This window comes from Streptomyces sp. UF-297 (assembly GCF_058245575.1).
Window position 1 is genome coordinate 1 of the sequence record NZ_JBSIBZ010000155.1, and the last position, 11,010, is coordinate 11,010.

Sequence of the window (11,010 nt, forward strand, 5' to 3'; positions counted from 1 at the left end):
AAGGTCGCCATCATCAACAACGGCGCCCTGGGCATGGTCCGCCAATGGCAGACCCTCTTCTACAACCAGCGCTACTCCAACACCGTGCTGCACTCCGGCCCCGGCGAAGGCGCCGAGGGCGAGACCAAGCAGCCGTGCGGCGGCACCCGCGTCCCCGACTTCGTCAAGCTCTCCGAGGCCATGGGCTGTGTCGCGATGCGCTGCGAGGACCCGGCCGAGCTGGACGCGGTCATCACCAAGGCCAACGCCATCAACGACCGCCCCGTCGTGGTGGACTTCATCGTCCACGAGGACGCCCAGGTCTGGCCGATGGTCGCGGCCGGCACCTCCAACGACGAGGTCATGGCCGCCCGCGGGGTGCGCCCCGACTTCGGCGACGGCGAAGACGACTGATCCACCAGGAACCGAGGCACACAGAAGAGAGATCGAGCCCATGACCAAGCACACGCTCTCCGTCCTGGTGGAGAACACCCCCGGCATCCTGGCCAGGATCGCCGCGCTGTTCTCCCGCCGCGGCTTCAACATCGACTCCCTCGCGGTCGGTGTCACCGAGCACCCCGACATCTCCCGCATCACGATCGTCGTCAACGTCGAGTCGCTGCCGCTGGAGCAGGTCACCAAGCAGCTCAACAAGCTCGTCAACGTACTGAAGATCGTCGAGTTGGAGCCGCAGCACGCCATCCAGCGCGAGCTCGTTCTGGTGAAGGTCCGCGCCGACAACGAGACCCGCTCCCAGATCGTGGAGATCGTCCAGCTCTTCCGCGCCAAGACCGTGGACGTCTCCCCCGAGGCCGTCACCATCGAGGCCACCGGTGGCAGCGACAAGCTGGAGGCCATGCTGAAGATGCTGGAGCCCTTCGGCATCAAGGAGTTGGTGCAGTCCGGCACCATCGCCATAGGGCGTGGCGCCCGGTCCATCACCGACCGCTCGCTGCGCGCGCTGGACCGTACGGCCTGATCCGCCCGCACCGCTCGCCTGCGCGGCCCACCCGCCGCGCAGGTGAGCGGACCGCATCGCGAGACCCCGAGACCTTCCCCGCCCCGCCCGACGTACTGTGTGGGCAACCAGCCAGAACCAAGGAGATACCCGAAGTGGCCGAGCTGTTCTACGACGACAATGCCGACCTGTCCATCATCCAGGGCCGCAAGGTCGCGGTCATCGGTTACGGAAGCCAGGGCCACGCCCACGCACTCTCCCTGCGCGACTCCGGCGTCGACGTGCGCGTCGGTCTGCACGAGGGCTCCAAGTCCAAGGGGAAGGCCGAGGAGCAGGGCCTGCGCGTGGTCACCCCCGCCGAGGCCGCCGCCGAGGCCGACGTGATCATGATCCTGGTGCCGGACCCGATCCAGGCCAAGGTCTACGAGGAGTCCATCGCCCCCCACCTCAAGGACGGCGACGCCCTCTTCTTCGGCCACGGCCTGAACATCCGCTACGGCTTCATCAAGCCCCCGGCCGGCGTGGACGTCTGCATGGTCGCCCCCAAGGGCCCGGGCCACCTCGTGCGCCGCCAGTACGAAGAGGGCCGCGGCGTGCCCTGCATCGCGGCCGTCGAGCAGGACGCCACCGGCAGCGCCTTCGAGCTGGCGCTCTCCTACGCCAAGGGCATCGGCGGCACCCGCGCCGGCGTCATCAAGACCACCTTCACCGAGGAGACCGAGACCGACCTGTTCGGAGAGCAGGCCGTGCTGTGCGGCGGCGCCTCCGCCCTGGTCAAGGCCGGCTTCGAGACCCTGGTCGAGGCGGGCTACCAGCCCGAGATCGCCTACTTCGAGTGCCTGCACGAGCTGAAGCTCATCGTGGACCTCATGTACGAGGGCGGCCTGGAGAAGATGCGCTGGTCGGTCTCCGAGACCGCCGAGTGGGGCGACTACATCACCGGCCCGCGGATCGTGAACGAGAACACCAAGGCCGAGATGAAGAAGGTCCTCGCCGAGATCCAGGACGGCACCTTCGCCAACAACTGGATGGCGGAGTACAACGCCGGTCTGCCCAAGTACAACGAGTACAAGAAGGCGGACGAGGACCACCTCCTGGAGACCACCGGCAAGAAGCTGCGCAAGCTGATGAGCTGGGTCGACGACGAGGCGTAAGCCGCAGTACCCCACTGGGCAAGGGGCCGTGGCACCCGCTGCGGCCCCTTTGTCCGTACCTTGTCCACCGCGTAGCACCACGCACGGGTGATCCTTCCGCATTGGCGAAGGCCGGGCCCGAAAGCGCCACTACACTGCACAGCACAAGCGCGTCAGGCTCACAGCGTCGTGCGTCTTCCACGCGGCTTTCCCCCTTCACCGCCTTCGGCCGTCGGGACGGCCGTCCGCGAAGGACTAGTGAGGACTGAAGACCACGTGAGCACTGCATCCCCGGGCAAGCCCGTCGTACTCATCGCCGAAGAGCTCTCGCCCGCCACCGTCGACGCGCTGGGCCCGGACTTCGAGATCCGCCAGTGCAACGGCGCGGACCGCGCGGCGCTGCTGCCCGCCATCGCCGATGTCGACGCCATCCTGGTGCGCTCCGCCACCAAGGTCGACGCCGAGGCGATCGCCGCCGCCAAGAAGCTGCGGGTCATCGCCCGCGCCGGTGTGGGCCTGGACAACGTCGACGTCTCCGCCGCCACCAAGGCCGGCGTGATGGTCGTCAACGCCCCGACCTCCAACATCGTCACCGCCGCCGAGCTGGCCTGCGGCCTCTTGATCGCCACCGCGCGCAACATCCCGCAGGCCAACACCGCGCTGAAGAACGGCGAGTGGAAGCGCAGCAAGTACACCGGCGTCGAGCTGAGCGAGAAGACCCTGGGCGTCGTGGGCCTGGGCCGTATCGGTGTGCTGGTCGCCCAGCGGATGAGCGCCTTCGGCATGAAGGTCGTCGCCTACGACCCCTACGTCCAGCCCGCCCGGGCCGCGCAGATGGGCGTCAAGCTGCTGACGCTGGACGAGCTGCTGGAGGTCGCGGACTTCATCACCGTCCACCTCCCCAAGACGCCCGAGACGCTCGGCCTGATCGGCGACGAGGCGCTGCACAAGGTCAAGCCGTCGGTGCGCATCGTCAATGCCGCGCGCGGCGGCATCGTGGACGAGGTCGCGCTGGCCAGCGCGCTCAAGGAGGGCCGGGTCGCGGGCGCGGGCCTGGACGTGTACGCCTCCGAGCCCTGCACCGACTCCCCGCTCTTCCAGTTCGACCAGGTCGTGGCCACCCCGCACCTGGGCGCCTCCACGGGCGAGGCGCAGGAGAAGGCGGGCATCGCGGTCGCCCGCTCCGTACGCCTGGCGCTGGCCGGTGAGTTGGTGCCGGACGCCGTCAACGTCCAGGGCGGCGTGATCGCCGAGGACGTCAAGCCGGGCCTGCCGCTGGCCGAGCGCCTCGGCCGGATCTTCACCGCGCTGGCGGGCGAGGTCGCGGTCCGCCTCGACGTCGAGGTGTACGGCGAGATCACCCAGCACGACGTCAAGGTGCTCGAACTCTCCGCGCTCAAGGGCGTGTTCGAGGATGTCGTCGACGAGACGGTCTCCTACGTCAACGCCCCGCTCTTCGCACAGGAGCGCGGTGTGGAGGTGCGGCTGACCACCAGCAGCGAGTCGCCCGAGCATCGCAACGTGGTGACCGTGCGCGGCACCCTGTCGGGCGGCGACGAGGTCTCCATCTCCGGCACGCTGGCGGGCCACAAGAACCACCAGAAGATCGTCGCGGTGGGCGACCACTCCATCGACCTCGCGCTCGCCGACCACATGGCCTTCCTGCGCTACGGCGACCGCCCCGGCGTCGTCGGCACGCTCGGCCGGATCCTGGGCGAGGCCGGCATCAACATCGCCGGCATGCAGGTCTCGCGCACCGACGAGGGCGGCGAGGCCCTGGTCGCCCTGACCGTGGACGACACCATCCCGGCCCCGGTACTCGCCGAAATCGCCGCCGAAATCGGCGCGACCTCGGCACGCACGGTCAATTTGACCGACTGAGCGGGCAGTTGACGCCACAGACGGCATGAGGAAGGGCCCGGACCACTGTCCGGGCCCTTCCGCGTCGTCGGTGGAGGCGCTCTGGTGCGGACGCCGGGGCGGGCATAAGATCCACTCGGCGTCGAACGCTGTCACCGTCCGGGTGAGGCGCACGAGGCGCTGGTGATATGCCTTCTGGAGGCATCTCATGGCAGTCGAGCTCAACCACACGATCGTTTTCGCCGGTGACAAGCGGGCGTCCGCGCACTTTCTCGCCGGCATCATGGGCCTGGAAGTCCAGCCCCCGATGGGGCACTTCCTCCCCGTCGGCACCGCCAACGGTGTCACCCTCGACTTCGTGCGGGTCGACGGCCCCATCACCCCGCAGCACTATGCCTTTCTGGTCAGCGAGACGGAGTTCGACGAGATCTTCGACCGCATCAAGGGGGCCGGGCCGACCTACTGGGCCGACCCGCGGCGGCAGCGGGCCGGGGAGATCAACACGCACGACGGCGGGCGCGGGGTCTACTTCGCCGACCCCGACGGGCACTATCTGGAAGTCATCACCCGCCCTTACGGCAGCGGGAGTTGACGGGTCCGGTACGGGGAGCGGGGGCGGTGCGCGCGGTACGGCACGGCCGCCCCCGCCCGCGTCTGCGTACGTCCGTATAAGACGAGTGTCTATGACGCCCGTATGGGCCGGGTTAAGGTGTCGCCATGGGACACCGTGAAGATCTGCTGGAGGGCGCCAAGCGCTGCCTGCTGGAGAAGGGGTATGCGCGGACGACCGCCCGGGACATCGTGGCGGCCTCCGGGGCCAATCTGGCGTCCATCGGGTACCACTACGGGTCCAAGGACGCGCTGATGCGCAAGGCGGTCGTGGAGGCCGTACGGGAGTGGGCGGAGGGGTTCGAGTCCACGCTCGGCGGTGAGCGGGGTGCGGGTGAGGAGCCCATGGAGCGGTTCGCGCTGGTGTGGGACCGCATTCTGCAGCACTTCAAGGATCGGCCGGAGTTCGTGGCCTCCCAGATCGAGGTGCTGGGGCTGCTGCCGCGCGACCCCGGGCTGCGCGCGGCCATCGGCGAGGCGCTGCCGGAGGGCAGCGAAGGACTGGTCGCGGTCTTCGAGGGGGTGCCGGACAGCGAGGTGGACGCGGAGAGTGCGCGGGTGGTCGGCTCGCTCTATCAGGCGCTGCTCACGGGGCTGATGGTGCAGTCCCTCGTCTCGCCGGAGGCGTTGCCGACGGGGCGGGATCTGGCCGACGCGGTGCGGCGGGTTGTGGAGGGGGATGTGTTGCGCGGCGCGTAACGCTTCGCTGGGAGTGTCGTCGTCGATCCGCGGCTCGGTGGGGGCTGGTCGCGCAGTTCCCCGCGCCCCTGATAGGGCTCTGGTGGGCCCGCTTAGTCTGCAGTCGCCGTCCGTTCGAAAGAGTTGATGAGGCGGGCCAAGTGGCGGCCCGCGATCAGGAGGGGCTGTTCGCTGCGGGAGACCTGGGCGGAGAGTTCGGCGCCCTCCAGGGTGGCGATGACGGTGTGGGCCAGGTCGCGGGCGTCCTGTTCGGGGATGCCCGCGGTCAGTAGGCGGTCGGCGACGATGTTGCGCCAGTTGTCGAAGGCGTGGGCGACCGCCTGCTGGATGTCCGGGGTGCGCCCGACGGCCTCCAGTGCGGTGGCGGTCAGCGGGCAGCCGTCCAGCCAGTCGGACTCGCGCAGCCACCGGGCGAGGTTCGCCGCGCAGTCGATCAGGGCCTGTCCCGGGTCCTGCCCCTCGCCCAGGCCGTCCCGCAGGACGTCGGCGAATTCCTGGTCGCCGTGGCGGATCGCCGCGGTGGCCAACTCCTGCTTCCCGCCCGGGAAGAAGTGGTAGACGGAGCCGAGCGTGGCGCCCGCCTCCCGGGCGATCTGCTTGATTCCCGTGCCCTCGTACCCCTGCTGCTGGAACAGCCGCGAGGTCGCGTGGATGATCCGGTCGCGGGTGCCCAGGGTGCCCTCGGCCTTCTTCTGTGCCGGAGCCCGCTTGCTCTCCGGCTGCCGTGCTGCTGCCCGCTTCGACGTCGTCTCCATGGCACGAGTCTACGAGCCGAATTGAGTAGAGCGTTCGTTCTAGAGCTGTGCTACGTTTCCGTCACGAGCTGGATAGAGCGTTCGTTCTAGCGGCTTCGGGTGGTCCTGTGCGGCCGCGCGCGGCTTCGGCGGAGGGGAATTCTCATGAGCAAGCAGGCAGTGACCGTGATCGGCCTCGGCCCGATGGGGCAGGCCATGGTGGGCGCGTTCCTGAAGGCCGGTCACGAGGTGACGGTGTGGAACCGGACCGCCGCCAAGGCGGACGCGCTGGTGGCGCAGGGGGCCCGGCGTGCCGCCACGGTCCAAGAGGCCCTGGCGGCAAATGAGTTGGTGGTGCTGAGTCTGACCGATTACGAGGCGCTGTACGCGATTTTGGAACCGGCGACGGATGCGCTGTCCGGCCGGACGCTGGTCAATCTCAGCTCGGACACCCCGGCGAAGGCCAGGGCGGCCGCCGTCTGGGCGGCCGGGCACGGCGCCCGGTACCTCACCGGCGGGGTGAACGTGCCGCCCTCCGGAATCGGCAGCCCGGAATCGGTCACCTTCTACAGCGGGCCCCGGGACCTCTTCGAGGAGTACCGGGACACCCTTCAGGTGCTGACCGGCACCGACTACCGCGGCGAGGACCAGGGCCTGGCCGCGCTGTACTACCAGATCGGGATCGACCTGTTCTGGACGGCGCTGACCGGCTATCTGCACGCCCAGGCGCTGGCCGGGGCCAACGGGATCCCGGCGGTGGACTTCCGTCCCTACGCCCTGCGTGCGGCCGACATCGGGCAGTTCATCGACTTCTACGCGCCGCGCATCGACGCCGGTGACCACGGCGGCGACGTGGAGCGGATCACGATGGCGGTGGCCAGCCTCGACCACGTCGTGCAGACCGCGAAGGACTCCGGTGTGGACCCCGCGCTGCCCGCCGCCGTACTGGAGACCTTCCGCAAGGGCGCGGCGGCGGGATACGGCCAGGACAGCCTGACCAGTCTGGTCAAGGTCTTTTGGCAGCAAGGGGCGTCGTAACGGGCGGTGGCCGCGTGCCGGTGTCGCGTACCGGCACGCGGCGGGCGCCGGTCAGAAGTCGTACGGCTTGGCGGTGTTCCAGTTCGTGACCTCGGCCGAGGACCAGGTGAACTTCGAGGGCACGCCCTTGCTGTCGAAGGCCTGCAGGTCGGTGCCGGGACCGGTGTCGCCGCTCTGGTCGCGCAGGGCGAGCGAGAGGTCGGCGGAGGTGTGGGTCTTCGCGCTGTCGGCGAACAGGGCCACGGCGGAGTAGACCTTGCCGCCGGGCTTGACGGTGATCCGGGCGCTGCCGCCGGGGGCGTCGTCGGAGGAGTGGGGCAGCACGTCCACGGTGTCCCCGAGCATGACGGACGGGTGGGACGTCACCCAGCAGGGCTTGGCGTCGGTGTTCCGCGCGGTGATCAGCAGGTGCTCGCCGAGTTGCCCGGCGAAGCGGTGCAGGACGGAGTACGACATCTCCTGGCCGTCGCACTGACGGGTGGGCGAACCGGCGGCGGTGGCCTTGCCGGAGCCGGAGCCGGAGCCCGCGGCGAAGGCCGGGCCGCCCGTCAGCGCGGTCAGGGACACGGCCAGGGCGGCGGTGGCGGCGGTGGTCAGGGCGGCGGTACGAATCCGGGATGTACGCATGCTGAGGGCTCCCCGAGCGGTGAAGTGGGATCAGTGGAAGGGGTTTCGCTGCTGTGGAGACGATCCTGGCCCCTGCCGCTGGCGCCCCGCTAACACGCCGCTGGCGTCCGGGTAACGCCCCTGCTCGCAGCGCAGGTTCACGCCGGGGCGCGCCGGTCAGACGCCGTCCCTGAGCCGGGCCGTCGCGGCGTCGTGCCGCGCCCGCAGCCCGGCGTCCGCCGACACCCGCAGCAGCGCGCCCAGTGCCCGGACCGCGCCCTCGTCGTAGCCGTCGCACTCCGCTTCGTACGCCGCGTCCTGGAGCCGCCGGACGCCCTCGGCCTCCTCGCCCATCCCCAGCAGCGCCTCGCCCGTCGCCGTCAGCAGCAGCACGCGGGACGCCGCCGACGCGTGCGAGGGGCCCTGGAGGGCGAGCGCGGCCGTCGCCGAGTCCAGGGCCGACTGCCACTGCCCGGCGTCAAGTTGATGCCGGGCCAGGTGGTACATCGCCAGCCGCTCGGTGTGCCGGTCCGCGGCGCCGCGGGCCAGGCGCAGCGCCCGCCCGCACGCCTCGGCCGCCTCCTGCGGGCTGCCGAGCGCCGCCAGCGCCAGCGAGAGATTGACCAGCGCGGTCGCCTCGCCGCACGGATCGCCCGCCCGGGCGGCGAGTGCGGGCGCGGCCTGGAGATGGACCAGCGCCTCGGCGGTGCGTCCCTCCTCGGTCAGTACCCAGCCCAGCAGGGCCAGCACCCGCGACTCGGCCCGCGCGTCGCCGTCGGCCCGGGCCGCCTCAAGTGCCGTGTCCAGCAGGGCAGTCCAGCCGTCCCGCACCCGCCACACCATCTGCGGCCACAGCGCCAGGACGATCCGCCAGGTCCTGCCGTGCAGCCCCGCGGCGTGCGCGGCGCCCGCCGCCAGGGCCAGGTCGTCGCGCTCGGCCGCGTACCAGGCCATGGCCTGCTCGCGGCCGGTGAACTCCCGTACGGCGGGCGGCGGGCGGAAGTCCGCGGGCAGCGCGAAGCACGACTCGTCGCCCGGCTCGGCGGCGTCCGCCGCGGCCAAGGCGGTGGCCACGGTGTGGTCGAGCCCCCGCACCAGGGCGTCGGGCCCGGCGTCCAGGTCGCGCGCGTACAGCCGTACGAGATCGTGCAGCGTCCAGCGGCCCGGCGCGCTGCGGGTGACGAGGTGGGCCGCGGCCAGCCGCTCCAGCGCGGCCTCGGCCGCGGCGGGGTCGGTGCCGGCCAGGGCCGCCGCCGTGTAGCGGTCGAGGCGGGTGCCGGGGTGGCGGCCCAGGTGCGCGAAGTGGTGCGCGGCGTCCTCGGGCAGGCGGCGTACGGTCAGCCGCAGCGCCGCCCGTACGCCGGTGTCCTCCACGTCCAGCAGGCCCAACCGCCGTGACTCGTCACAGAGTTCGGCGGCCATCGCGCCCAGCGACCAGTCCGGCTGGTCCGCCAGCCTCGCGGCGGCCACCCGCAGTGCGAGGGGGAGCCCGCCGCACAGCTCGGCGAGGCGCCGGGCGGCCACCGGCTCGGCGAGCACCCGCTGTGTACCGAGCACCGCGGCCAGCAGCGCCGTACCGTCCTGCGGCTCCAGTACGTCCACGGGGACGGGCCGGGCGGCGTCGGAGGCGATCAGGCCGCGCAGCCGGTAGCGGCTGGTGACCACCGTGACGCAGTGCGCCCCGCCCGGCAGCAGCTCCCTGACCTGCTCCGAGCCGCGCGCGTTGTCCAGCACGACCAGGAGGCGGCGCTGTGCGGCCAGCGAGCGGAACAGCGCGGACGCGGCCCCGGCCGACTCCGGTATCCGGCGCGGCGCGAGGCCCAGCGCCAGCAGGAACTCCCGCAGCACTTCCAGATGGGACGGCTCGCCCGTATCGCTGAAGCCGCGCAGATCGGCGTAGAGCAGACCGCCGGGAAAGGCGGCGCGGTTGCGGTGCGCCCAGTGCACCACCAGCGCCGTCTTGCCCACGCCCGCGGGGCCGGTGACCAGGCAGACGGGCGCTTCACCGGCGGCGGCCCGGGACAGCGCGGTCAGTTCACCGACGCGCCCGTGGAAGCCGCGCGGCATGCGCGGCAGCAGGTCGGCCACGTCCGCGGCGGGCACGGCGGGCGGGACGAGGGGGGCGGGCGGCGGGGGCGCGGCGGGCGCCTGCCGCGGCGCTCGGTCCTGATCCGCGCCGCGCAGCGCCTGCGCGTAGGCGTCCGCCAGCTCCCGGCCCGGGTCGACCCCCAGCTCGTCGGCGAGCAGCCGCCGGGTGCGGTGGAAGACGTCGAGCGCCTCCGAGCGGCGCCCCGCCCGCTGCAGCGCCCGCATCAGCGCGGCCGACAGCGACTCGCGCAGCGGATGGGCCTCGGTCTCCGCGCGCAGCACCGCCGCGGCCCGGGCGTGCTCGCCCAGCGCCCCGTAGCCCGCGGCCAGCAACTCCACCGAGGCCAGCCGCAGTTCCTCCAGCGCGTGGGCCGCGGCCCGCAGCGGCGGACTCGGGTACGCGCCGGTCAGCGCGGGGCCCTGCCACAGTGCCAGCGCCTCCTGGTACATCGCCACCGCGTCGGCCGGGGCGCGCCGGGTGCGCGCCAGCGTCACCAGCTCCTCGAAACGGTGGGCGTCCAGCAGCGACTTCGGCATCCGCAGGACGTACGCCGTGCCCTGGGTGACCAGTTCGACGCCGAACGCCCCGGCGTCCGCGGCGGCGAGCAGCCCCCGCAGCCGCGAGACATGCCCCTGGATGACGCCGCGGGCCCGCGGCGGCGGCTCGTGGTCCCACAGCGTGGCCATCAGCTGCTCCACCGGGACGGGCCGGTTGGGCCGCAGCAGCAGGGCGGCCAGCAGGCTGCACCGCTTGGCGGGCCCGAGCGGCAGCTCGCCGGCCTCGGTGACGACACACACCGCTCCGAGCAGCCGGAACTCCACTGACGCAACTCCTCCTGGGGAAAGAGCCAGATTATCGAAAGGCGCGGGGGAGCCCGCCCGTGGCCGGGCCCCGTTCGCGCCCCGCGCGGCTCTCCCGTAAAACCCGCAATAGGAGCCCGTGAGCGCCCTACAGCCGGGCCGACTTCAGCGCCATGTGCAGCAGCAGCCGGTCCTCGCCCTCGTCCAGGTCCAGGCCGGTGAGCTTCTCCACCCGGCCCAGCCGGTAGTAGAGCGTCTGGCGGTGGATGCCGAGCGCCTGGGCCGTACGGCTCGCCTGGCCCGCGCAGTCTAGGAACACCTCGGCGGTACGGGCGAGTTCGGTGTGCGCGGGGGACAGCAGGGGGCGCACCGCCTCGTCGGGTCCGTCCGCGGGCAGGGTGGTCAGCAGGCGGTAGGAGCCGATGGAGCACCACTCGGCGACCGGGCGCAGCCGCGGCTCGGCGCGGGCGGGGCGGGCCGCGGCGAGCTCCTGGGCGGCGGCCTC

General features: G+C 71.9%; 11 protein-coding genes. 7 read left to right on the forward strand and 4 right to left on the reverse strand.

The genetic code is table 11. The annotated features are described in order from the left end of the window. The 6 genes from AC4IJH_RS42205 to AC4IJH_RS42230 form a co-directional block, all read left to right on the forward strand. Positions 1–393: thiamine pyrophosphate-dependent enzyme (locus AC4IJH_RS42205; protein WP_490857348.1), on the forward strand; the 393-nt coding region annotated here is incomplete at its 5' end. Between the two features lie 40 nt (positions 394–433). Then, positions 434–958 (forward strand): acetolactate synthase small subunit, encoded by a 525-nt coding sequence (gene ilvN / locus AC4IJH_RS42210; RefSeq protein ID WP_490857349.1) that lies wholly within the window; start codon positions 434–436, stop codon positions 956–958. A gap of 134 nt (positions 959–1,092) precedes the next feature. Next, entirely contained in the window at positions 1,093–2,091 is a 999-nt protein-coding gene (gene ilvC / locus AC4IJH_RS42215) for a ketol-acid reductoisomerase (RefSeq protein ID WP_490857350.1), read from the forward strand. A 255-nt stretch (positions 2,092–2,346) separates the two neighbouring features. Continuing rightward, positions 2,347–3,951 carry a phosphoglycerate dehydrogenase gene (gene serA, locus AC4IJH_RS42220; RefSeq protein ID WP_490857351.1) on the forward strand — a complete coding sequence of 535 codons (1,605 nt, stop codon included), beginning with the start codon at positions 2,347–2,349 and terminating at the stop codon, positions 3,949–3,951. Between the two features lie 187 nt (positions 3,952–4,138). Further along, positions 4,139–4,522 (forward strand): VOC family protein, encoded by a 384-nt coding sequence (locus AC4IJH_RS42225; RefSeq protein ID WP_490857352.1) that lies wholly within the window; start codon positions 4,139–4,141, stop codon positions 4,520–4,522. A 125-nt stretch (positions 4,523–4,647) separates the two neighbouring features. After that, a complete protein-coding gene (locus AC4IJH_RS42230; protein ID WP_490857353.1) occupies positions 4,648–5,238 on the forward strand; it encodes a TetR/AcrR family transcriptional regulator in 591 nt (196 codons plus the stop codon). A gap of 92 nt (positions 5,239–5,330) precedes the next feature. On the opposite strand, the gene AC4IJH_RS42235 is transcribed toward AC4IJH_RS42230, so the two are convergent. After that, entirely contained in the window at positions 5,331–5,993 is a 663-nt protein-coding gene (locus AC4IJH_RS42235) for a TetR/AcrR family transcriptional regulator (protein WP_490857354.1), read from the reverse strand. 144 nt (positions 5,994–6,137) lie between these two features. Between AC4IJH_RS42235 and AC4IJH_RS42240 the strand changes: the two genes are divergently transcribed. Further along, positions 6,138–7,010: an NAD(P)-dependent oxidoreductase gene (locus AC4IJH_RS42240; RefSeq protein ID WP_490857355.1), complete on the forward strand. Its 873-nt coding sequence runs from the start codon at positions 6,138–6,140 to the stop codon at positions 7,008–7,010. A 51-nt stretch (positions 7,011–7,061) separates the two neighbouring features. Here AC4IJH_RS42240 and AC4IJH_RS42245 read toward each other — a convergent pair whose 3' ends face one another. The 3 genes from AC4IJH_RS42245 to AC4IJH_RS42255 all read right to left on the reverse strand — a co-directional run. Continuing rightward, positions 7,062–7,637 (reverse strand): DUF4232 domain-containing protein, encoded by a 576-nt coding sequence (locus AC4IJH_RS42245; RefSeq protein WP_490857356.1) that lies wholly within the window; start codon positions 7,635–7,637, stop codon positions 7,062–7,064. A 156-nt stretch (positions 7,638–7,793) separates the two neighbouring features. Beyond that, positions 7,794–10,526 carry an AfsR/SARP family transcriptional regulator gene (locus tag AC4IJH_RS42250; RefSeq protein WP_490857357.1) on the reverse strand — a complete coding sequence of 911 codons (2,733 nt, stop codon included), beginning with the start codon at positions 10,524–10,526 and terminating at the stop codon, positions 7,794–7,796. Positions 10,527–10,653: 127 nt separating this feature from the next. Next, a partial coding sequence (locus AC4IJH_RS42255) for a PucR family transcriptional regulator (RefSeq protein WP_490857358.1) occupies positions 10,654–11,010 on the reverse strand: 357 nt, incomplete at its 5' end.

What these genes read in the sequence shown, in the direction of transcription:
- AC4IJH_RS42245 (WP_490857356.1), bottom strand. Translation starts at nt 7,637, where the DNA reads ATGCGTACATCCCGGATTCGTACCGCCGCCCTGACCACCGCCGCCACC.
- AC4IJH_RS42235 (WP_490857354.1), bottom strand. Translation starts at nt 5,993, where the DNA reads ATGGAGACGACGTCGAAGCGGGCAGCAGCACGGCAGCCGGAGAGCAAG.
- AC4IJH_RS42230 (WP_490857353.1), top strand. Translation starts at nt 4,648, where the DNA reads ATGGGACACCGTGAAGATCTGCTGGAGGGCGCCAAGCGCTGCCTGCTG.
- ilvN (WP_490857349.1), top strand. Translation starts at nt 434, where the DNA reads ATGACCAAGCACACGCTCTCCGTCCTGGTGGAGAACACCCCCGGCATC.
- AC4IJH_RS42240 (WP_490857355.1), top strand. Translation starts at nt 6,138, where the DNA reads ATGAGCAAGCAGGCAGTGACCGTGATCGGCCTCGGCCCGATGGGGCAG.
- AC4IJH_RS42225 (WP_490857352.1), top strand. Translation starts at nt 4,139, where the DNA reads ATGGCAGTCGAGCTCAACCACACGATCGTTTTCGCCGGTGACAAGCGG.